19 protein-coding genes and 2 pseudogenes are annotated in these 23,938 nt (G+C 43.4%); 12 read left to right on the forward strand and 9 right to left on the reverse strand.

Annotated features, from left to right (window positions below; translation table 11 throughout):
- Positions 1-180: pseudogene (locus tag V8Q34_RS23250) on the reverse strand (Rpn family recombination-promoting nuclease/putative transposase); the annotation flags it as partial.
- A 397-nt stretch (positions 181-577) separates the two neighbouring features.
- Here V8Q34_RS23250 and V8Q34_RS23255 point away from each other — a divergent pair.
- Entirely contained in the window at positions 578-1,882 is a 1,305-nt protein-coding gene (locus V8Q34_RS23255; RefSeq protein ID WP_033140237.1) for an RNA-binding domain-containing protein, read from the forward strand.
- A 39-nt stretch (positions 1,883-1,921) separates the two neighbouring features.
- Here the strand turns inward: V8Q34_RS23255 and V8Q34_RS23260 are convergent, their stop codons facing one another.
- Positions 1,922-4,750: a tetratricopeptide repeat protein gene (locus V8Q34_RS23260; protein WP_033140271.1), complete on the reverse strand. Its 2,829-nt coding sequence runs from the start codon at positions 4,748-4,750 to the stop codon at positions 1,922-1,924.
- 278 nt (positions 4,751-5,028) lie between these two features.
- Here V8Q34_RS23260 and hutH point away from each other — a divergent pair, with 278 nt between their 5' ends.
- Genes hutH through V8Q34_RS23280 form a run of 4 tightly spaced genes read left to right on the forward strand, consistent with a single transcriptional unit; the run spans position 5,029 to position 11,996 of the window.
- Positions 5,029-6,579, forward strand: a complete 1,551-nt coding sequence (gene hutH / locus V8Q34_RS23265; RefSeq protein ID WP_033140238.1) for a histidine ammonia-lyase — start codon at positions 5,029-5,031, stop codon at positions 6,577-6,579.
- 18 nt (positions 6,580-6,597) lie between these two features.
- On the forward strand, positions 6,598-7,944 hold the full coding sequence (locus V8Q34_RS23270; protein ID WP_033140239.1) for a YjiH family protein: 1,347 nt from the start codon (positions 6,598-6,600) through the stop codon (positions 7,942-7,944).
- 35 nt (positions 7,945-7,979) lie between these two features.
- Positions 7,980-9,980 (forward strand): oxidoreductase, encoded by a 2,001-nt coding sequence (locus tag V8Q34_RS23275; RefSeq protein ID WP_033140240.1) that lies wholly within the window; start codon positions 7,980-7,982, stop codon positions 9,978-9,980.
- A 21-nt stretch (positions 9,981-10,001) separates the two neighbouring features.
- Positions 10,002-11,996 carry a urocanate hydratase gene (locus tag V8Q34_RS23280; RefSeq protein ID WP_335836430.1) on the forward strand — a complete coding sequence of 665 codons (1,995 nt, stop codon included), beginning with the start codon at positions 10,002-10,004 and terminating at the stop codon, positions 11,994-11,996.
- A 136-nt stretch (positions 11,997-12,132) separates the two neighbouring features.
- On the opposite strand, the gene V8Q34_RS23285 is transcribed toward V8Q34_RS23280, so the two are convergent.
- The 7 genes and pseudogenes from V8Q34_RS23285 to V8Q34_RS23315 all read right to left on the reverse strand — a co-directional run.
- A complete protein-coding gene (locus V8Q34_RS23285) occupies positions 12,133-12,387 on the reverse strand; it encodes a TfoX/Sxy family protein (protein WP_033140272.1) in 255 nt (84 codons plus the stop codon).
- Positions 12,388-12,424: 37 nt separating this feature from the next.
- A complete protein-coding gene (locus tag V8Q34_RS23290; protein WP_335836431.1) occupies positions 12,425-12,784 on the reverse strand; it encodes an inorganic pyrophosphatase in 360 nt (119 codons plus the stop codon).
- Positions 12,781-13,314 (reverse strand): histidine phosphatase family protein, encoded by a 534-nt coding sequence (locus tag V8Q34_RS23295; RefSeq protein WP_033140242.1) that lies wholly within the window; start codon positions 13,312-13,314, stop codon positions 12,781-12,783. Before V8Q34_RS23295 ends, V8Q34_RS23290 begins: the two co-directional genes overlap by 4 nt.
- Positions 13,315-13,384: 70 nt before the next feature.
- Positions 13,385-14,131, reverse strand: coding sequence for a DUF5714 domain-containing protein (locus V8Q34_RS23300; RefSeq protein ID WP_033140243.1), 747 nt, complete (start codon positions 14,129-14,131; stop codon positions 13,385-13,387).
- Positions 14,132-14,422: 291 nt separating this feature from the next.
- Positions 14,423-14,557, reverse strand: coding sequence for a hypothetical protein (locus V8Q34_RS23305; RefSeq protein ID WP_335836432.1), 135 nt, complete (start codon positions 14,555-14,557; stop codon positions 14,423-14,425).
- A gap of 316 nt (positions 14,558-14,873) precedes the next feature.
- Positions 14,874-15,437, reverse strand: coding sequence for a biotin transporter BioY (locus tag V8Q34_RS23310; RefSeq protein ID WP_225305268.1), 564 nt, complete (start codon positions 15,435-15,437; stop codon positions 14,874-14,876).
- 735 nt (positions 15,438-16,172) lie between these two features.
- Positions 16,173-16,563: pseudogene (locus V8Q34_RS23315) on the reverse strand (flavodoxin family protein); the annotation flags it as partial.
- A gap of 249 nt (positions 16,564-16,812) precedes the next feature.
- Here V8Q34_RS23315 and V8Q34_RS23320 point away from each other — a divergent pair.
- From V8Q34_RS23320 to V8Q34_RS23350, 7 genes are all read left to right on the forward strand, one after another.
- Positions 16,813-16,911, forward strand: a complete 99-nt coding sequence (locus V8Q34_RS23320; protein ID WP_335836449.1) for a hypothetical protein — start codon at positions 16,813-16,815, stop codon at positions 16,909-16,911.
- Between the two features lie 38 nt (positions 16,912-16,949).
- Complete coding sequence (locus V8Q34_RS23325) at positions 16,950-17,201, forward strand: hypothetical protein (protein ID WP_306800695.1); 252 nt, start codon at positions 16,950-16,952, stop codon at positions 17,199-17,201.
- Positions 17,198-19,063 carry a sensor histidine kinase gene (locus V8Q34_RS23330; RefSeq protein WP_118593819.1) on the forward strand — a complete coding sequence of 622 codons (1,866 nt, stop codon included), beginning with the start codon at positions 17,198-17,200 and terminating at the stop codon, positions 19,061-19,063. Before V8Q34_RS23325 ends, V8Q34_RS23330 begins: the two co-directional genes overlap by 4 nt.
- Positions 19,056-20,636 carry a response regulator transcription factor gene (locus tag V8Q34_RS23335; RefSeq protein ID WP_103732989.1) on the forward strand — a complete coding sequence of 527 codons (1,581 nt, stop codon included), beginning with the start codon at positions 19,056-19,058 and terminating at the stop codon, positions 20,634-20,636. The genes V8Q34_RS23330 and V8Q34_RS23335 overlap by 8 nt, the downstream gene beginning before the upstream one ends.
- 102 nt (positions 20,637-20,738) lie before the next feature.
- Positions 20,739-22,100 carry an ABC transporter substrate-binding protein gene (locus V8Q34_RS23340; RefSeq protein WP_103732990.1) on the forward strand — a complete coding sequence of 454 codons (1,362 nt, stop codon included), beginning with the start codon at positions 20,739-20,741 and terminating at the stop codon, positions 22,098-22,100.
- 68 nt (positions 22,101-22,168) lie between these two features.
- On the forward strand, positions 22,169-23,071 hold the full coding sequence (locus tag V8Q34_RS23345; protein ID WP_054351007.1) for a carbohydrate ABC transporter permease: 903 nt from the start codon (positions 22,169-22,171) through the stop codon (positions 23,069-23,071).
- Positions 23,068-23,916: a carbohydrate ABC transporter permease gene (locus tag V8Q34_RS23350; RefSeq protein WP_227210214.1), complete on the forward strand. Its 849-nt coding sequence runs from the start codon at positions 23,068-23,070 to the stop codon at positions 23,914-23,916. Before V8Q34_RS23345 ends, V8Q34_RS23350 begins: the two co-directional genes overlap by 4 nt.
- Positions 23,917-23,938 lie beyond the last annotated feature (22 nt).

Genomic DNA, 23,938 nt, shown 5'->3' on the forward strand with positions numbered 1-23,938 from the left:
CACATTATAGTGGGTCCTGTTTTCATCCCGGGCGATAATGTCAAGCCGTATGCCCCGGTATTCCGGATGGTAAATCATGCTTTTCTCTTTGCTGATCTCCACCTTCTCGATTGGAAAGCCTACAGCTAATTCCAGAAAATCACGGCAGATTTCCTCATGCACCATAACTGCATCGAACATAAAATTATCCTTAAATAAAAGTTGTGCCGGTTTTCTGTTTTGATTTATATATAACCTCCGCACAGGCAGAGGAATTCTGTTTTGATTATAGCACAGTCTGTTTTATTATACCATATAAAAATCAGCATTTGCAAACTTACGAATCATTTTCCGGTTATTAGTAAAAGAACATTTTTCCCTATTGCATTAATCTTAAAAAAACATTCTTTCCGCAAATATTTATTATTCTCATTGCCTTGACAAGTATGACAAGAATGAGTAGAATGTAATTAGAATATCGCAGTTTAGAAGACAGCCGGATGTTAGAATGTAATGCAATCCACGTACATGCGTTACAAAGAAAACAGAAATCCGAACAACAGCGTAAAACGTAAAATAAGAAAAGGAGGGTATTTTTATGATATTTCAGGAAAATGAAACAACAGAACTGAAACGAATTGTTGTGGACGATATAAAAAAAGAAATCATTGCCTTTGCAAACAGCAACGGCGGTATTTTATATATAGGAGTGGATGACAGCGGTAATATCACTGGAATTCACAATCCCGATGAGACAATACAGCAGATTGCAAATATGGTGCGTGACAGCATTAAACCTGATATTACCATGTTTCTTCATTATGAAACACTAAATTATGATGGCAAAAATATAACAGCGATCCATATACAACGTGGTACAGAACGTCCTTATTACCTGTCCAAAAAAGGACTGCGCCCGGAGGGCGTCTATGTAAGGCAGGGCACCTCCTCTGTACCGGCAACAGACACTGCGATTCGTCGTATGATAAAAGACACCGATGGAGACAGTTTTGAATCCATACGTTCTCTGGAACAGGAGCTGACTTTCTATGCCGCGGCTTCAGAATTTTCTCAAAGAGAGATTGCTTTTGAAACCACACAGAAAAAAACACTTGGTATCCTGAATCACGATAATCTCTATACTAATCTTGGCCAGCTTCTCTCAGACCAGTGCACCCATACGATCAAGGCTGCTGTTTTTGAAACAGATGACCAGAGCGTTTTTAAAGACCGCCGAGAGTTTTCCGGCTCCCTGCTCAAGCAGCTCACTGATGTGTATGATTATATTGACCTGAGAAATCAAACCCATGCGGAATTTGACAAACTGAGACGTATTGACAACCGCGATTATCCGGAATCTGCTGTACGTGAAGCACTACTCAACGCCTTAGTCCACCGCGAATACTCTTACAGTGCGGCCACTCTAATCAGCATATATCCCGACCGGCTGGAATTTGTCTCCATCGGCGGCCTGCCGGACGGAATTTCTCTGGATGATATTATGCTTGGCCTCTCTGTATGCCGCAACCCGAAACTGGCCAACATATTCTACCGTCTCCAACTTATTGAAGCCTACGGTACCGGTATACAAAAAATCATGAGTGCCTACTGGGGAACAGGGAAGACACCACAGATCAAGACAAGCAGTAATGCATTTAAAATCATACTCCCCAATCTCAATGCAGATTCGAGGATAAGTACAGAACAGACTCCGGAATCCAAAATGATGGAACAGGTCTTAAGCCTGGCAAAAACGCAGGGTGCTGTCACCCGTCGGGATGTGGAGGACCTGCTGACTGTCAGCCAGGCCACCTCCAACCGTCTTATCAAACGAATGCTGCAGTACAAACTTTTATCCCAACAGGGCAGAGGCAAAAATACCCGGTATACCATTGCCCAATAAATCACGAGTAACCATTCAGACCACCGAACCGTTACTGTCTCACCTCAAAACTCTTGCCGCCTTCAGCCTTGCCCTGGTATCCTCCAGCATTTTCAGTTCCTCCGCTGTCATATCTTTCTGTGAAAAGATTTCAGCCATACGGAAATGTTCCAGCGCCTTGTCCTCCTCTTTTCTGGACAGGGCGATGACGGACATGCAGCATTCCCCCACCGAACGAAGCCAATAGGTACCGAACTCATCGTAGATTCTGGCGCTCTTCTGAAAATACCGCTCTGCCTCCCCATAGTTCCCCTGCAGATATAAAATATATCCGTAATCCTCATAAAACAGATCCAGGCTCTTTGTCACGCGTTTTTCCTGGCAGAGACAGATGGCTTTCTCCATGATCTTACCGGCCTTCTCATACTCCCCGCGCCGCCTGTAGATCAGCGCCAGATAGTCATAGGCGCCTGCCACATTAAAATAATTGGCCCGTTTCATCTTCGGGCTTTCAAATAACTGGATGGAGGAGAGCAGCAGATTTTCTGCCTTGTCATACTCTTCTTTCAGGATATTGCAGTATCCCTCCAGCCTCAGCAGTACCCCTCTCTCCCTGGCATAAGCCTTCAGGTTCTCTGTGGATTTTGCCTCCTTCAGATACTTTTCCATCCACTTGACACTGCCCTCCTTCAGGCCAAAGCAGATCAATTCCACGTATCCCTTGAGAAGCATATCCGTCCGTTCCAGCTCCCTGGCGCGCCTTATCATCTCCTGGATATACACGATCCCCTGCTTACGCTTGCCGTCACGTGTGAGCGAACGCCCTGCCAGGAAATCAAGGACCATATGCAGCTCCTCATAATCCCTGAAATCCACCTCATCCTCCATGGCTTCCAGGCGCTGGGTATACTCGTCCATATCCTGATAAATGCGTTCCCTGTCCAGCCTTAAACTCTTTCTCGTATCTTCATCATTGACCACCGTAGGGAAAAATTCATCGTAATAGTCCAGCACATACTGCAGATTCATAATATCATAATACAGCTTCTCATACTCGCAGTCTGTAAAACTGTAATGATACCGCAGTTCGGACAGATAAAAATATACCCCTCTGTTCTTCTGGTATATCTTTTCATAATACCGGATCGCCAGCTTGTGAAGTTCCAGCCGCTTAAACTGGGAGGTGCGTTCATATATCATGTCCCGCACCATTTTTTCCCGTATTTTCAGCATCCTGTGCTTTCCCGCGCCGGTCTCGGAAAGGAGCCTTCTTCGCATGAGAAAATCCAGGATCTTCATCACCTTCACGGAGTTTTCTTCCAGCATACTGCTAAGCTGCTGTACATCGGTACCGTGCTCCATCACAGACAAATACTCCAGATACTCGTATTCCTCCTGCCTGAATCCGGAAAACAGCCTCTCCAGTGTCCTCTCCGTCTCCGGCAGAAACTGAAAATTCTCTTCTGCCCCTACACGGATATTTTCCGCCACATCCTTCAGAAACCTCAGGTTTCCGCCTGTATATTCATAGATGCTGTGGGAGGAGAGTTTTTCCGGAAACTTTTCTCCCAGGGCATCCACCAGATATGCTCTGCTTTCCTCCTCCGTCAGATGGCGGAGTCTCACCACCCTCACCCGTGACACAGATTCCAGGCGTGCCAGAAGCTGCGGCTGTGCCTGAAAATTGGGGCAGTATTCCATTAATATAAAGAAGTCTCTTCTGTAACGCTCAAAAAAACAGGAGATAAGCAGATTGAGACTCTGTTCATCCACGGATTCCATGTTCCTCAGCAGCAGAATATAATTGCCGTCCTTTCTCCTGACCGCCTTCATCATGATCTCCATCCGGTTCCTGTAACAGATATCACTGTTTCCCCCGAAGAATTCCATATTCTCCTGGGGAAGAGCAATACGGCATCTGTCACAGATCTGCTCCATCACTTTCTCCAAAGCCAGATATCTGACCTGCTGGTCTGAAACCTGGAACTCCACGGAGATCACCCTTGCGTTCTCCATACTCTCAATAAACGTTTTTAAGACCATGGATTTCCCCATGCCAACACTTCCGCAGAGAATGCAGATATCCGCCTCCTCCCTGCGGCTGTATCTGAGATACTCCTTGGAGAGCTCTGCCACAGCCTGCAGATGGCCGCCGTAGAGAGAGCCGTCCCCTTCCTCCCTGCGCCGTTTGCGCATGAGCAGGATTTTTTCATACTGGTCCTTTGTACGTGGCTCCGGCTCCACTCCCACATCCTTCTTCAGATTCTCCGCAAACCCGGTATAGACCAGTACCGCCTTGTTATAATCCCTGCGCGCCGCATAAATCTGCATCAGCGCACAGCAGGCCCTCTCCTGATAAGGGTCCAGGAGCAGTATTTTCCTTGCATATCCCTCCGCCGCAGTGTAATCCTCTCTCTCCATGCATTTTTTCATGGCAGGAAGAAAACGGTCCACAAACAGCTTCTCATACACATTCTGAATACTGCTCACCCACTTTTCAAACCCGACACAATTTTTCAGATGAAACTTATCTAAAAAGCAGCAGTTCTCCATCTGCAGCAGATATTTTTCACCATTGTCCATGAGAAATACATCGGTATCCCTGACAATCTCTATCTCCGGGTCCAGCTTGATATACTCTTTCCCCATGGTCACAAGAACACCATCCCCCAACAGTGTCCGCAGCTTATACAGGCTGTTCCGCAGATTTCGCCTGGCTCCCTCCTCACTTTGCTCCTCCCAGAACAGGGCTGCCAGCTCATCCCTGGAACAGCTCTCATTAAAAAGAAGATATAATAGCAATGCCTGAATCTTTTTCTGCGGGATCACCACCCGGACCCCGTCCCTGATGATCTCCGGTTTTCCCAGAAAATGAACCGTAATTTTCATTTTTCCTGTTTTCCCCTTTGCTGATATATAGTTTATGTCACTGGAACATATCTGAAATATCTGCCTTACATTATATCTGAATTTTCGCATTCCGTAAAGAATTCATTGAATCGTCATCCTGAACATCTCCTCCTTTTTCACTTTTTCCTGTTAAAACTTTAATTTGCATGACATGTCAAGTCAGAAAGTGACGATAAACTGACATCTGTTGTCTATAATAAAAGAAAAGCGTGTGAAGTTTATAGAAAAACCACATATAAAAAAGAGGAGGATTTTTTATGCAAACAGTAGTAATAACAGGAGAAACACTGACGCTGGACGAATTGGTGGCAGTCTGCCGTTTTGACGCTTTCGTGGAACTGGACAAGGAGGCAGTGGAACGCATCCGTGCATCCAGAAAAATCATTGATGACTTTGTAGAACGCGAAGAAGTCGTTTATGGCGTTACCACAGGATTCGGCAAATTCAGCGATGTTGTCATTTCCAAAGAGGACTGTGTACAGCTTCAGAAAAACGTGATCATGACCCATGCAGTGGGAGCCGGAGAGGCATTCCCGGCAGAAGTAGTCCGCGGCATCATTCTGCTCCGTCTGAACAATCTGGCAAAAGGCTTCTCCGGTGCACGTCTCGAGACAGTGGAAACCCTGGTTGCCATGCTGAACAAACATCTGCACCCCGTCATTCCGCAGAAAGGCTCTCTGGGTGCCAGCGGCGATCTGGCTCCGCTCTCCCACATGGTGCTTCCCATGATGGGCATGGGGCTTGCTGAATATGAGGGACACATTTATCCGGGCAGAGAGGCCATGGAAAAAGCAGGGATCCCTGTCATCAACCTTCATGAAAAAGAAGGCATTGCGCTGATCAACGGAACACAGGTCATGACCGCTGTGGGAGCCCTCACAGTATATGATGCCATCCGCCTGATCAAATACGGAGATATCGCGGCAGCCCTCTCCTTTGAAGCACTGAACGGTATCACAACAGCGCTGAAACCACAGGTCCATCTCACCCGCCCGCACAAAGGCCAGATCGACACCGCCCGCATTTTAAATGAACTGCTGGAAGGCAGTCAGATGACGACAGAGCAGGGCGAGCTTCGCGTACAGGACCCATACACCCTGCGCTGTCTGCCCCAGATTCACGGTGCATCTAAAAATGCCCTGAATTACATTATTGACCAGATAGAAGTGGAAATGAACTCGGTAACAGACAACCCGATCATCTTCCCGGAGACCCAGGAGGTCATTTCCGGCGGAAACTTCCACGGACAGCCCATGGCTCTCACCTTTGATTTCCTCGGTATCGCTGTCGCTGAACTTGCAGATGTGGCAGAACGCCGTATTGAGCGTCTTGTAAATCCGGCCCTCAACTACGGACTTCCCGCATTCCTGGTAGAGGGCGGCGGACTGAATTCCGGTTATATGATCGTGCAGTATTGTGCTGCTGCCCTGGTATCTGAGAATAAAATACTGGCTCATCCGGCCTGCGTGGACAGCATTCCTTCTTCCGCCAACCAGGAAGACCATGTATCCATGGGCACCATCTCCGCAAGAACAGCCCGGGATATTGCCGAAAATGTACGTCGTGTACTGGCTATGGAAATTCTCTGTGCCTGCCAGGCAATTGATTTAAGAAGCCAGTCAGATGCCGGTAAAAAGGGTGCGCTTGGAAAAGGAACAAAAGCAGCCTATGACATGGTCCGCAGCAGAATCCCATTCTATGACAAAGACCGTGAGCTCTACCCTGAAATCAATACCTGTGAAGAACTGCTTGCTGATGACAGCCTGCTCCAGGCAGTGGAAAACGCCTGCGGCCCCATCGTCTTTTAAAGAATATAGGAGTTAAATATGGAAAATAAAAAAGAATACAGCTCAAGCATTAAAGTACGTTTCTTTATCTGCAGTATTATTGGTGTTTTTCTTTTCTTTGTTACCATTCCTTACAATGGCAACAAAAAAGTGCCCATGGTACATATCATGGACATCATTCAGACTGCACTTGGTCCAAAAGTCCAGTATATTTTTGTTATGATTTCCTGCCTTGTTGTACTGGCAGCCAGCATCTATGTAAAATACGGAAAAAATGTACCCGGCATCCTGAAAAGTACTTATCAGAAAGATAATCTTTTCTCCTACTTTACTTATGTCACTGCAGCTATTTTCAGTGTCATGGCTATCTTCCAGATTGGGCCTGCTCCCATTATAGACCCGGAGATCGGAGAGACCTCTCTGAGCATTGCCGCTGATTCGTTCTTTGCCATCATGGTAGCCGGAACCCTGGTTGCCTTTATCACAGAATTCGGTTTTCTGGAATTTCTGGGAAAACTGCTTGAGCCGATCATGCGCCGTGTCTATAAGGTACCCGGCAAATCGGCTGTGGATGCTATCTCTTCCTTTGTGGCAGCTCCCGCGGCAGGCGTTATGATCACCAATGACCTGTATCAGAAGAAAGTATATACAGCCAGAGAAGCCAGCTCCATCACCACCAACTTCAGTATTGCCAGTCTGGGCGGTTTTGCCTTCCTGTCATCCATTGCAGGAATAGAAAATCTCTACAGCGAGGTTGTACTGGCGGCTTTTATCTGTGTATTTGTACTGGCGGCAATTATGATCCGTATTCCTCCGCTGTCCAGAAAACCGGATACCTATATTGACGGAACCGTACAGACAGAGGCCCAGAGAAAACCGGAACACTACAGTGGCCAGACATTTCCCACCGCGTACCAGGATGCTCTGGAAAAAGCATCGGGAACAAAATTCACTGTATTTTTAGAACAGCTGAAATCTTCTTTTATGTTTGGTATCAAGGTAAATGCTTTTATTGTATCCCTTTCCGTTATCTGCCTTCTGATTTTTAATTATACACCTATTGCCAAATGGATCGCCATTCCCATGGCACCGATCTTAAGTCTCTTAGGACTTCCGGATGCACAGCAGATCGCTGCTTCCTCCATTGTGGGAATCTTTGCGTTGTCCATACCGGCAACCCTGATCAAAGGCAAAGCTGTGGCTGCGGCCAGTGCGTTTTTCGTTGTTGTGCTGTCCACATCACAGATCATATTCTTTACGGAGAGTGCCAACGCCATGCTGGAATCTGATATTCCCGTAGGCTTCGGAGACCTTGTTAAAATTTTCTTCATCCGCACCATCATTCTGATTCCAATGGTAGCGCTGATGGCAAAAATACTGGTGTGACAAACCGGTAAATCTATATTCGGAGTGTGAAAATCATGAAAGAAAACCATAAAATTTTATTTGAGCCTTACCAATTGGCAGGCTGTACCCTGAAAAACAGATATGTGATGGCAGCCATGGGCACCGGCGGTATGGTAACCGCTGAGAATACATTTAACGAACGCGGAATTGAATACTATGTGGCAAGGGCCAAAGGCGGTGTGGGCCTCATCATCACAGGTACCATTTACGCGGAAAACGATATTGAAAAAGCAGTGGACGGAACCATGCCGTGCCCCACGGACAACCCTTCCACATTTATCATGAACACAGCGGAAATGTGTGAGCGTGTCCACGCTTACGGCTCCAAAATTTTCACTCAGCTCACTGCCGGCTTCGGCCGTGTGCTGAAACCTCACCTTCTCTGCGGACAGCCCCCCATCGCCCCCTCCCCGATCAGCAGTTACTGGGATGAGAACCTTATGTGCAGGGAACTGACCGTGGATGAGATCCATACCATCGTAGAACGATGCGGCGATACGGCAAAAATCTGCCAGCAGGCAGGCTTTGACGGTATTGAAATCCATGCCGTCCATGAGGGATATCTTCTGGATCAGTTTGCCATTCCGTTCTTTAACAAACGGACGGATGAATACGGCGGATGCCTGGAGAACCGTCTCCGGTTTGCCTGTGAAGTAGTACAGAATATCAAGAAAAAATGCGGTGAGAAATTCCCGGTCATCCTTCGCTACTGTTTAAAATCCTACATAAAAGGCGTGCGCCAAGGTGGCCTTCCCGGCGAAGAATTTGAAGAACTCGGCCGTGATATCCCGGAAGGTATCGAAGCTGCCAAGATTCTGGTCAAAGCAGGCTACGATGCACTGGATGTGGATGCCGGAGCCTATGATTCCTGGTACTGGTCCCATCCGCCTATGTATTTTGAAAAGGGAATGAACCTTCCCTTCGGCGAAATTCTGAAAAAAGAAATGGATGTCCCCATCCTCATTGCCGGACGCATGGAAAATCCGGACCTGGCTTCCGAAGCCCTGCGGGATGGCAAAACCGACCTGATCGCCCTGGGCAGAAGTCTTCTGGCTGACCCTGACACGGTAAATAAAATCCGAAGCGGCAGATTCGAGTTTGTCCGCCCCTGTCTCGGATGCCATGAGGGCTGTATGAATCGGCTTATCACCGCCAAACCTGTTTCCTGCGCAGTGAACCCTTCCTGCGGAAGAGAGACATACTATGATCTGAAGCCCGCATGTGTACAGAAAAAGATTCTCATCATCGGCGCCGGCGTGGCAGGTATGGAGGCAGCAAGAGTCCTGAAACTCAGAGGACATTCCCCTGTCATCCTGGAAAAAAGCAGCCGGCCGGGCGGCTCCCTTCATCTGGCAGGTGCACCTTCATTCAAGCACGATGACTTAAAGCTGATTGACTGGTATCAGAGAACCCTGGAGGAAATGGGTGTGGAGATTCATTACAATACTGCTGTTACGGCAGAAACCCTGAAATCCTATCCCCATGACGCCGTGATCGTTGCCACCGGTTCCACGCCGCGGACCCTCCGTCTGCCGGGAAATCACGATATGTACCCTGCAGAGCGCATCTTCTCCGGCGAGATCAAACCGGGCAGCCATACCGTCATCATCGGCGGCGGTCTTGTAGGATGCGAACTGGCCCTTGACCTGGCTGAAAACGGAAAACAGGTGACGATACTGGAAGCCCTGCCTGAGATTTTATCTGCAGGGGCACCGGTTCCCCATATGAATAAGATCATGCTGAAGGATCTGCTGCACTTCCACCATGTACAGCAGATTGCAGGCGCAGGCGTCAAATGCATCGAAGGAAACACGGTGACCTACACAAAAGACGGTGAAGAGCACAAATTAGACGCTGACACATTTGTCTGTGCCATCGGATATACCTCCAACAATTCACTTTACGAGCAGTTAAGCCTGGAAGAAAATGAGATTTATCTGCTGGGTGACGCACGGAGAGTACGCAATATTATGTATGCAGTCTGGGATGCCTACGAGCTGGCACGCAGTCTGTAAAGGCAGGGAAGGATATACAATATGGACACTATTTTATATGCATGGGAGGGGCCTCTCCCCTCCCCCGGTACCTTCGACCCGGCAGTACGCCGGGCACCGAAGCGGGAGGTTGCACTGAGTGAGGCAGACGTAAAGCTTGCCCTCAAAAACGCTCTGCGTTATATTCCCCCTGAATACCACCGGGAGATCATTCCTGAATTTTACCAGGAACTTATGGAACACGGCCGGATCTACGGCTACCGTTTCCGTCCCCACGGAGCTATCTACGGAAAACCCGTGGACGAATACAAAGGGAAATGCCTGGCCGGAAAGGCCATTCAGGTCATGATCGACAATAACCTGAATTTTGATGTGGCACTTTATCCCTACGAACTGGTCACATACGGAGAAACCGGACAGGTATGCCAGAACTGGATGCAGTACAGGCTCATAAAAAAATACCTGGAACAAATCACAGAAGAACAGACTCTTGTGGTCAGCTCCGGTCATCCCGTAGGACTTTTCAAATCAGCCCGCTCCTGCCCCAGGGTCATTCTTGCCAATGGTCTCATGGTAGGTAAATATAATAATCTGGAACAGTGGAATCGCTGCGCTGCCCTTGGAGTCACCAATTATGGTCAGTTTACCGCCGGAGGCTGGTTTTATATCGGCTCCCAGGGAATTGTGCACGGTACGTATTCTACCTTCCTGGCAGCAGCCAGGCAGATCCTTCACAAAAGCAATGAGGAAGTCCTCCGCGGAAACCTGCTGGTTTCAGCAGGCCTTGGGGGCATGAGCGGGGCGCAGGGTAAAGCCATTGAGCTTTGCCAGGGCGTTGGCATCATCGCAGAGGTAGACGTCTCTAAAATAGAACTGCGTATGCGCCTGGGATGGATAAAATCCATGGCACGTACCCCCGAAGAAGCCTTTTCCCTTGCAAGAGAATATCAGGAAAAAAAGGAACCTGTCTCCATTGCCTTCCATGGAAATATTGTAGATCTGCTGGAATACGCAGTGGAAACAGACCAGAAAATCGACCTGCTCACAGACCAGACATCCTGCCATGTGGCATTTGACGGCGGGTACTGTCCACAGGGTCTTACCTTTGAAGAGCGGACAAAAATGCTTGCCGAAAACAAACCTTTATTTGAAGAAAAAGTAAAGAAAACACTGTTCCGGCATCACGAACTGATCGAAATCCTGCGTTCCAGAGGCACCTATTTCTTTGATTACGGTAACAGTCTGACTACTACAATGTATGACATCGGAATCAGAGAAGTGTGCCGGAACGGAGAAAATGATCTGGATGGATTCATCTACAAATCCTTTGTGGAAGAATTCATGGGGCCGACCCTCTTCGATTATGGTTACGGACCCTTCCGCTGGGTTGTATTAAGCGGAAAACCGGAAGATCTTGCACTTACAGACCAGACCGCAATGGACTGTATTGACAAAGACCGCCGGTTCCAGGACTATGACAACTATCTGTGGATCAAACACGCAGGTGAAAACAATCTGGTCATCGGTACTCAGGCCCGAATCCTTTATCAGGACGGCGAGACAAGGAAAAAGATCGCGCTTGCCTTCAACCGTCTGGTACGGGAAGGCAAAACCGGGCCTATCATGATGGGCCGGGATCACATGGATACCGGAGGTGTGGATGCACCCTCAAGAGAAACCTCCAACATCCATGACGGCAGCAACATAACCGCAGACATGTCCGCACTTGTCTACGGCGGTGACGCTGCCATGGGAATGACCATGATGACCATGCACAACGGCGGCGGAACCGGCATCGGCAATTCTCAGAGCTGCGGCTACGGCCTGCTCCTGGACGGTTCTCCTGAGGTGGATGAAATCATCTGCCGTGCAGTGAACTATGATGTCATGTGTGGTGTCGCAAGGCGTGCCTGGGCAGGTAATCCCCACGCACTGGAAACTGTCTCTCTCTATCAGGAACCGGGAAATACACTCACCCTTCCTTTTAGCTGCGATGATCAGGAACTTTCTGAAATGATTAACGGCTTAAGTAAGTAAACAATTGTCTCATGCACCCTCTAAAGCATAAGGACATAAAACAGCCGCACAGTATGATTCTTCCGTATACTGTGCGGCTGTATTTCTTTCCTGAACCGGCATGTGGATTTTACGGGCGGCAGGATTTGTTTATCGGTTATTTACAGTGATGATAGAATTCTTTCAATTCGGCTTTTACTTCCGGTGAAAGCTGGCTCTTTTTCACTCCCTGTACTGCCCCTTCCAGACCATACAGACGGTGGATGCAGGCAGAATCATCGATGGCTTTGATCTTTAACCATGCCTGCCTGCTTCCTATTTCTTTTAACTGGTCATAAGTGGTGATTCCGACCTGATTGAGTTGTTCTTCTACCACCGGGCCGATATTCAGAAGCTTTGATAGTTCTCCCATCTTATCCCTTCTTTCGTTGTTTGTGTTTGATACCCTTTTATTCATGCGTATCCTGCATCAGAATCTCATGATCAAAGTATTGTTCCTGAAAATGCACTGCCTTTTCTATCTCATCAGTGCTGAATTTCATATTCTCAGGAGCTGCCACCCACTTATCCTCCACATCGTTTTTCCGGTGGATCACAGCGATGATAACACCCTCCGCACATTCGACAGGTTCATGGATGCCCATAAAATAGACGTCCTGTTCCTCCTGGTCAGCAGCCAGGATTCCTTCGATATATCCATAATTAATGGGATAATACAGGTCTTTGTGTTCCGGATGATAGCTGCCCAGAGGCCTGTCTATGATCACTTTGACATGCATGCCCAATACCCTGTTCAAACTGTCTTTCATCTGTATTCGTATACCTCCAGAGCTCCGTTTTTCTGCGTATAATTGAAATACTCCTCGTTTGTCATATCCACAAAATAAGATCTGATGACCCGGCAGACTCCGCCATGGCTGACCAGTAAAACATTTTTACCCGCCTCTTTTTCTCTGATCTCATCCAACAGCCCATACACACGAACGGCAGTCTGCATCATGGATTCCCCGCTGGGATAACGGAACGCAAAATTTTTCTTATTCCTCAGAAAATCCTCATTTTTTCTATCCACGCCCTCGTAAATGCCATAGTCCTGTTCCATCAGTCTGTTGTCTGTGAAATAGGGGATTCCCATTCGCTCTGAAATTATTCTGCTGGTTTCCACCGCGCGGCGCAGGGGTGAGGAATAGATCATATGGATGCGGCACCCGGATACATTTTCGGCCAATGCTTCAGCCTGCTTATATCCTTCCGGGGTTAAATCCACATCTGTTCTGCCGCAGACTTTATGGAGGGCATTCCATTCTGTCTGTCCGTGTCTTGCTGTGTATATAATCATATGTTTCACCTCATTTTGGAATCTATCCACTGTACCCGATGAAAGCCCCTTTATCTGGCTGCAGCCGTAATCATTCTGTTTTCTTTTTATGGTTTACCGCATTAAACGGGCATCTTTTCCCGATACACTGATGGTTTTTACTTGTAAACGTGCATATGATCTCATCCGGCAGTTCCATCTGAATCTTTTTGCCTTCTGCGTTTGGTAAATGCTCCTCTGCAAACCGCACGGCCTCTTTCATGGCAAGGAAAGCATTCCTCTTGCAGCATCTGGGGCCGTCAATGGCTCCGATTTGTGCCAGCGCCCTGGATGTCATCTGATTGGAAAGACCCCAGCTTTTTCCGCTTAAAGGTGTGGCACCTGTGACGAGACTGACAAAGATCCCGGTGCTGACTGCTGCACCGCAGCATCCCCAAAAGCCGCATGTACCTCCCGGCACCTGACTGCCGCGTTTTTTCATCTCTTCTATTACCGTATCCAATTCGATGTCACCGCCTGCATTTTTATAAGCTGCCAGCAGAGCAGCTCCCACCAGCACATGATTTTCCGGACCATGCATATGGATAAATGGGGTTTCCATCATCTGAACCGCAATTTCATACGGATTCTTTGATTTACTATGCAGACAGATCTCTTTTACGGCTTCAATCCCTTTTTTAGAATGGCAGGTGTCACATACATAGTGGCCGTCCGCACAGGCCGCATTACTCATAAATTTTTTATGGCAGTATATGCACTCCATTTCCACGCTTTCTTCATGATAAATTAACTCTTTGCCGCATACAAGACAGGCATTTTGACTCTTTGAATGTGCCATACTCTTCCTCCGCTTTTTTGTTTTGAGGTAAATTTTTCCGGTGTCCGGACACAGATATCACACTAAAACATTTATGCGCCCCGGATACTGACATTTAAATCAGCACAGTCTGCTACAGAGGGGCCTTCAAAATTTACCAATACCTCTTGTTATCTGTTTTTTATTATATCAGAGATAAGATATTATTTATATATCAAAATATATTTATAATCCTGGTTTTCCACATAAATCCTTACTTTCAAACACGCTCTAAGCCGGACTTACGCGCCGGAGCACAGTCGCCTGCGGGCATCATCCTGCAATGCATCTTGCAAAGGTATCCGTTTTCAGTACAAGTATCCCCGCCTCTGAGATACAGGATAATTTTCCGCTTCCCAGGAAGGTGATCCGTCTTTCCATCTCCACAAGATCCATGGATTCCGCCATGACATTGCCCCTATCATCTTCCGCAAATGCCGCAAGAACACAATTGTTCCACAGGCCCTAATTTGACTGCTCCGTCCTTTCTCCCTCCGCCCATAATATTATTGTTTATTATAACTCATTTTCAGAATATTCCCCTTATATATTTTAAGTGTTTTTTACAGTTATTTAAGATTATCCTGCGCATCATGCACCTTTCCCCGGGAAGGGACGGCAGCGCCCGGATCTTTTTGTTATATAGGGAGCCACGGATTCCTTTCCGAACTGCAAAAAAAAGACAGTGTCCACATCACACTGTCTTTTCTCTGTATCTGTTATTTTACGCTGCTCTTCTCACAGCCTTCCGAAGTACCGGTCCCACAGCCAGCGCAGCCGCAATCTTGATCAGATCACCGGGCACATAGGGAATCACCCCGGCTGCCAGGCCCGCGCCAAAGGACAGATTGGCCTGAACGCAGAGCCATGCAGTCCCGAACAGGTAAGCCACCACGGTTCCCAGAACCATTCCTGCTGCCTGCAGCACTCTTTTTCCCTGAAATCTGTCCACAAAAAATCCGGCAATCAGCGCCATGAAAATAAATCCCACCAGGTATCCGCCCGTCGGGCCTGCCATTTTGCCAAATCCTCCGGCAAATCCGGAAAACACCGGAAGTCCTACCATTCCAATGAGCAGGTACACCAGATAGCTGACGGTTGCTGAATAAGTGCCAAGCACAAAAATGCTGAAATAGATGGCCAGATTGGTAAAGCTGATCGGCACCGGGCTGAACGGCAGCGGTATGGCCAGGGGGCCTAAAATGCAGGTTACCGCTGTCATCAGTGCAATGATCGTCATCTGTCTGGTACTCATTTTCTTGTTTTTACTGGGCATTGCTGTTTCCATATACTTTTCCTCCGAGGTTGCAAAACTTATTTCGACTTTTCCGCCTGTTGTTCGACGGCATAAATCTTTCCTGATTTTATAGAAAAGCTTTTCTCAAACATTTTTTACGGTTTTACCGCTTGTTTTGTGGCTGTGCTTTTCTTTACATAAAGAAGTATAATCAATCATCCTCAAATTGTCAACTTATATTTTAATTTAAGTTAACATTATAAAATCTACATTATTTCATTCACCAAAAATTCTGCTTTGTAAAAAACCGTCCTGCAAAGGGTAAAATGGTGCCCAAGCGAACAATCAGAGTTATGAGCAACAGCATGAAGTAATGAAACGAAATGAGCTATTAATTTGAATAGTGTTTGGCATCCCTTTTGTTATTATTGGGATCAGGAATATTAAAGGTAAAAAAATTGACAAATCCCGGGGTGTCGGCTGATTTCATGTAGGTTTGCGGGGTGTTCCTATGAAACAACCTGCCGCCTTTTGACGACGGAAATCGCTATCCTGGCAATAAATAATATCAGCGGTAAAATACTCCATCGGCGCAGAAAAAGAGCTGCGCAGATATTACTATCATATAAGCACAATTCCCTTAATTATAGTACACCTGTCACATTGTATGGATTGCCCGCAGCCAAATTCCCGCCTATATCACACTGCTAAAGCCGATTGTCACTCGGGTTCCGTCATATCATAAACCGTATTTCTATAAACATCCGATTCAGATAATAATCCTTTTTAACGGATAAAGTTTGTATGCTGCATAGCTTCCTTTTCCGGCATCCCCAGCCGCTCTTTCCCAAGTGCAATGGATTTTATAAGAAATGACATATTATTTGCCAGTGTCCGTATTCCCTGCAACCCTTCTGGCCGCCACAACGCTTACTCCCACTTTCATTGTCTTATCAAAGGGCGTGCTGAAGAATAACCGGTCCAGAAATGACACCAGCGTGCCATTGGCGGACGCATAATATACCGGACTGCCAATAATAAGTCCATCACAGGCCTCAAACTTAGGCGCAATCTCGTTGACATAATCATCAAACACACATTTGGCCTTCTCGGCACATGCCCGGCAGGCTGTACATCCCCGAATCCCTTTGTTTCCTACATGGATGATTTCACATTCACTATTATGTCCTCCTTTTTTCTTATGCAATCTCCACTTTTGATTTTAATTCTTTTGACTTTGCAGGCAGACCACACACTTTCATAAAATTGCACCATTGTTTTTTGTTACCCATTGCTGTACACTATGATTGTATCAACCGATTATAACTATCGGTCAAGAGATTTTTGTAAATTTCTATTTTTATTTATGTATGAAACGGGGGATTGGAAAATGTATACTATGATGCAGGTCTGTAAAGAAGCCAATATGACTTATCAGACCTTAAAATATTACTGTAATAAAGGATTAGTTCATAATGTAAAACGAGATAAAACAACCGCAGGATTTTTGATGAACGAGATTTGAAATGGAGCAAAAACCTGATTTGTCTGAAAAAATGTGATATGAACATTCAGGAAATGAAAGAATATCTGGATTTATGTATGCAGGACGAGTCTACGATTCATCAAAGGAAAGAAATGTTTACTAAAAAACGGAACGCTCTTTTAGCTTCCATTGAAGAATTGAAAGACCATGTTGAATATATTGACTGGAAGCAGGCGTTTTATGATGACGTTCTTTCTGGCAAACATCCTTATGTCAGCAACTTAATACCTGTAGAGAAAGCACTGAGGGGAGAGCTAATAGACCAATGAAACACTGGAAAAATTTTTTCAAGTTTTACATCTTAAAATTACGAACTGTTAATATTTTTAAAAGGCTATTTGTTATGTTTATTTTTGTAACTTTGCTCCCTATAACACTATATGGGATTCTGCTCTATAATAAAAGCAGTGAGATTATTCAGGATAAAGTCAATCTTTCAATCAGTGAAGCATTAACACAAATAAGTACAAGTATAAATGAAAAAATAGAAAAAGTAAGAAATGACAGCATAGAAATAAGTTATCTTGAAGAAATCCAAGATGTACTTATCAATTACAATGATTATAATGAGCGAATGAAAAACAAAGTAAAAATAGCCGTTACCGATAAAATGAGCAAAAAATATGTCTTTGACAATATTGTATCCGAAATAACACTTTACACATTAACAGGAGCAAAACTCAATGTCTATGGAAATAACACGTTCACTGTAAATTTAAAATCTGATTATTTTAATGAATTTTTAGACATATGCCACTCGTACAACGGTGCATGTGTCTGGAAAGCCATTAATCATAATTACGAAAAAAGAATTGCTTCCGGTGTAAATAATGATAGAAATTATATACTTTTAGGTAAAGCCATCAAAAAGAAATCTGACGGTAAGATTATCGGATATATGATAATGGCTATAGAAGAAGATAAAATCCGAAATATATACGAAAAAATTTCCAGTACCATGAACATGCAGGTATTCATCATAGACAATAATGACATTGTTATTTCATCTGCCGATCTTAATACTCCCGTCGGAGAAATATATCCAAATAATAATGTACTTAAAGAAATTCAGGATTCCCACAACATTACTGGTAATAATTACCACTTCTCCGAATTAAATACAATGATATATAATTTTCCTATAGAGCAAGCGGAATGGAAAATGGCCGCACTTATTCCACTCACCTATCTTCAATCTGATCTAAAGATTATATTGAAAAATTTTCTTTTGGTAGGGTTTATAGGAATCATATTTGGTATCATTTTTACCTTAGCATTCTCCATTACCATAATCTCGCCAATCAACAAAATGATAACAGGAATTAAATCATTTGAAAAAGGAGACTTTTCATTAAAATTAGTGGAGGATGGAAATGATGAACTTACGATCCTAACAAGGCAATTTAACAAAATGGCCGAAGAAATAACTCAATTGTTGGATAATATAAAAATGAATGAGCGTCAAAAGAGGAAGTTGGAAATCCAGGCTTTACAAGCTCAGATCAACCCTCATTTTTTAGCAAACACTTTGAACACTGTCTCTTTTATAGCCAAGTTAAAAAAGGAAACATCCATAGAAACTATTATAAACGCAATTATTGAATTGCTCAGAGACAGCATGAAAAATGACGACAGCCTCCACACAGTACAAGAAGAAATCTCTTTGATCAAAAACTATATAATTATCCAGGACTATCGTTTAATGGGAAAATTTGATGTGGAATTCCAAATATCCCCACAGATTTTGGATTTTCAAATGCCGCGCTTTATCCTCCAGCCAATCGTAGAAAATGCCATTATCCACGGTATTGAACCTTCTTGCAGAAGAGGGCTCATCACTATAGCAGGCAAATGCAAAAATGACCAACTGATATTCTCTATAACAGACAACGGTGTTGGCATGAGAATAGAAGAATTAGCGCTGGACTCCAAAAATAATACTGTGGAAAAGAATTCAAGATTCAGCGGATTAGGTGTCAGCAATGTAAACAACAGGATAAAACTTATGATGGGTGACCAATATGGTTTAAAAGTTTTAAGTGAAAAAGGAAGTTATACAACTATCTTAATTAATCTGCCTGTTATCACAAAAAATCCTATATCCGAATCCAGGGAGGAACACCATGTATAAAATTATGTTAGTAGATGATGACCCCATAGTATTAGTACAATTAAAGAAAATGATACAATGGGAAACATTAAATTGTGAAATGGTTGCCGAAGCATCTGATGGCAAACAGGCAATAGATGCTTTCAATACGTATAAACCTGATATTATACTCACTGATATCAGTATGCCAAGATCTAACGGCATAGACTTGATCAATTATATAAGCAATGGATTTAAAGAGACAAAAATCATAGTATTAAGCGCATACGATGATTTTGAATACGTACGCAGCAGTCTGAAAAACGGTGCAGTTGATTATCTATTAAAATACCAGATAACCGAAAATAGTATCAATGATATTATAAAAAAAACTATATGGCAAATAAATACAGAAAATAAGGACAAAGATGGATTTTCCATCTCGAAAGAACGTGAGCACTTAATCTACGAACTTGTCAGTAAAGAAATGCCAGATACAGATTACTTAGAAAAACTGATTCAAAAAACTGCCCTTGGCTGGGTGAAAGGCGAATTAATTCTTGCTATATGTGGTATTGACCTTTATTTTGAAGATTCCTCAAAAGTATCAATAGACGACACGACTATACGAATGTTAATAGATGAAACCATAAAATATTATCACAACTTCTTTCTGGTATCCTTAGATAAAGGTATTATTCTTTTGGTATTTCAGGCAAAGGGCAATTCTACAGATGAAGTTGTTGACCTTGCAAAACAAATACGCACTGTACTTAAAAGGTTTTGCAATCTGGACTTATCCTTTGTAATATCAGATTTTCTTTCCGGTCACAAAATGATCAAACCAAAAAGTGACTATATAAAGAACTTATTGCTTCAGGAATATTTTAAAGGAAATAAAAATTTTCTTTCTCAAAATACATCAATCACTGAGAAGAATATATTACGTTTCAGCCCAAAACAAAAACAACAATTGACAGAATTAATCTTTCTGGGTCAGAACGATATCAATGACTATATTTCCAGACTATTTACCGACATCAAAAGCTCAGGAATAATGAAGCATCAATTGCAGGTATTTTATGTTGAGTTCATTAGTTATATCATTAAAAAAGTGAACGAATATCAACTTGACAATGCATTAGTTTTCGCAGAAACGAATCCTTATGATGTATTTGATAAATTTAACACACTTGAGGATATGGAAAATTCCCTTATAGAAACCCTGTTTTCCCTCCAACGTCTGGCAAAGGAAAAACGCCAGGTATTAAAACAGAGCTCCTTATGTAAAAAAATATCTGATTATATAATAGAAAACTATCAGCATAAAATCAGCCTGCAAAGTATTGCAGAAAAATTTGCGGTCAGCCCCTCTTATCTGAGCCGCATATTTAAAAAAACCCAGGGTGTAAATATTATAAACTTTATAAACCAGATACGGATGGAACATGCCAAGGAAAAAATCCTGCAAGGTAATACATCACTTCAGGAAATCGCCCTGGACGTCGGCATACATAACTACAACTATTTTTATTTACTATTCAAAGAAACCTATGGGTATACACCTTCTGAATATATTAAAATAGTTGAACAAAATAATGAGAATAGAGGATAAATTTGTTAATGGTAAATCAATAGCTGCTTGTGTATGATATATCTATCAAAAAGATTAATGACGTCATTAAATTCAAGAAAACACACAAGAAGGAGAAGATTTATGAAAAAGCAGGTTATTTCTTTGTTGCTTTGCGGCACATTAGCCTTTTCTGCACTATCTGGCTGCGGTTCAGAATCCAAAGATGCCTCATCAACAGAAAGCGAACAAAATAAGGATGATAAGCAGACTAAGGATACCAAGGATTCCACCGATAATGTAACTACACTTACATTTTGGACTTATGTGGAACAGCATACGGAATTTATGCAGGATGCGGTAAAAACATGGAACCAAAATCATCCGGATGAATTAGTTGAATTACAGACTGAAACTTATCCAACTGAAGATATGCACAGTAAACTGCTGATCACTTTGCAGTCCGGAGATGGAGCTCCCGATCTGGTTGATGTTAATGTTGCAAGATTCAGTGATTTTGTTCAGGGTGATTCCGAAGTTTTTGTACCACTGAACGATATTATTGAACCTGAAAAGGAAAATTTTCTTGAACCGGTATTGGATATTTATAATTATGACGGAAATTATTACGGTATTGAGTATCATGTAGGTGCCCCTATCATGTTCTATAATACGGAGATTTTGGATCAGGCAGGAGTAAAAGCTGAAGATATTATTACATGGGATGACCTGCACGAGGCAGGAAAAAAAGTCCTTGCTGCTACTGGAAAGCCAATTATAACCTTTGAAGTAAATGACTCCTGGAGTTACTATATCATGACTGGCGAAAAAGGTGGAGATTATTTTGACAAAGACGGTACCTGTATTATAAATAGTAAAGAGAATGCAGAGGTACTTGATTTTATGCTGAGTATGCTTGAAGATGGTACCGCTGTAACTACTCCTGGCGGTGGTTTCCATACTGAAGAATATTATGGTTTCATGGCCCAGGAAGGAGCCGCATCTATGCTGGAATGCCTGTGGTATATGGGACGCTTCACAGACTATATGCCGGAATTAAAAGGAAAAATCCAAGTGGCAGCACCGCCTGTATGGGATGAAAACAGCCAATATCCGGTTTTTGGCGGAACCGCGACAAGTATCACAACACAGTGCAAAGTACCAGATTTGGCAAAACGCTTTTTGGCTGAAGCTAAAATAAGTAAAGAAGGTGCCGCGAAAATATGGAATGTTCTTGGATTTGATCCTCTCAGATGGGATATTTGGGATACTGATGTAATGAAAGAGACCAATAAATATACTGACTATTTTGGCAAAGATATCTTTGACGTTGTCATCAGCATGAAAGATAAATTCCATACATCCAATATCACTGCATCTCCTAAATATTCTCTGGCCAACTCACTTATTTCCAGTGACATCCTGTTTAGAGTATTAGGTGAGAAAAGTGCAACTCCTGAGGAAGCATTAAACAGTGCTGCGGATGAGATAAAAAATGCTCAGTAACTAATAATCATGGGCTGCCGAAATTGTCCTGCGGCAGCCCAATCTTTTTGACCGGGAGGGTTATTTATATGAAACGAAAAAAAATAATAACTCAGAAAACCGCACCTTATATTTTTTGTGCACCATTCATTTGCTCTTTTTTAGTTTTTATGCTGTATCCCATGATCAATATGATATATACAAGTTTTTTCAAACTGGAGGGTATTAATACATATAATTTTTCCGGGTTGGATAACTACAAAAGGCTTGCCTCTGATACTCATATTAGTGCTGCCATTTTTAATAGCCTGGGGTTTACGGTTGGTATCATTATCGTAAATATTGTACTGGCTTTATTATTGGCCGTACTTTTAAATCATAAATTTACTCCTCTTAAAAATATCTTCCGTTCCGCAATCTATATCCCGGCATTGACATCCATTATAGTGGCAGGCATTTTTTTTCGTCTGTTTTTTGCAAGCAATTCTGACACCCCGTTGAATACACTTATGCAGTTTATCGGAATGAGCCCCAAAGAATGGCTATATGATACTAAAATAACCGGTATTGTTGCTCTTGTATTTACTTCCACCTGGCGATATCTGGGAACCAATGTTTTATATTTTTTATCCGCTTTGCAAACGATATCACCTGAATTATATGATGCCGCCCACGTGGATGGTGCTTCTGCCTGGCAGCGTTTTCGCCACGTCACACTGCCCGGTGTAAAACCCATTCTCATTTTTGTAATAACCATACTTACATACGGTGGATTAAGAATGTTTGGAGAGAGTTATGTTTTATGGCCAAACAGCAAAACTCCCGGGGACATCGGATTGACTATTGTACTTTATATATACAGGACTGCCTTTGGACATTTTGATATGGGTTATGCTTCCGCAATGTCTGTAGTTTTGTTTATCTGCCTGATGGTATTAAACTTTATTTATATTAAAACCTTGGGTATAGGCAGGAAGGAGGAAAAGAGATGATAGATAAAAAGAAAAAACAGTTATATCAGATATTTGTAACTTTTATGCTCTGTATCATAGCTGCCATATCTCTGATTCCTTTTATATATTTGATTATTACTTCTTGTGTGAATGATATGAGCCTTGTTTTTAAAAACGGTATTGCTCTAAAAATAACATCAGATATGCTGGACATAGGCAACTACAGATTACTCTTTACTGATAACAATGGCATGTTTTTCAGTTGGTTTAAAAATAGTGGTATCATAACTATTTTATTCACAGTGCTCTCTATCGGTTTTTCCTCCATGGTGGGATATGGTGTTTCCATGTACAAATTTAAGGGAAAACAATTATTAGTAGTTCTTATCCTCAGTACGATGATGATTCCCGTAGAGACACTTATGATCCCGTTATACAACGAAATAAAAAGCTTTAACCTGTTAAATACACATTTAGGAGTTGTCCTTCCTTTTGCAGTCTCAGCATTTACAATTTATTTTTTTATGCAATATGCCCAATCACTGTCTCCGGAATTTATGGATGCAGCACGGATTGACGGGTGCGGAGAAATAAGAATATTTTTAACAGTAATGGTCCCATTAATGAAACCTGCCTTTGCCTCCATGACTATTTTGCAGGCCACAAATGCATGGAACGACTTTCTCTGGCCCCTTATTGTAATGTCCAAAAACGAAAATTTCACTTTGACAGTAGGACTTCAAACCTATCTGTCACCATATGGAAATAATTATAACCTGTTGTTTGCCGGAGCAGTTTTATCTGTCATACCTGTTATGATCATCTTTTTTGCCTGCCAAAAATTGTTTATGGAGGGTATGATCGCGGGTGGCATCAAAGGATGATCTGTATAAATAATAAAGGAGA

This window comes from Blautia sp. JLR.GB0024 (assembly GCF_037000545.1).
GTDB lineage: Bacteria > Bacillota > Clostridia > Lachnospirales > Lachnospiraceae > Blautia > Blautia celeris.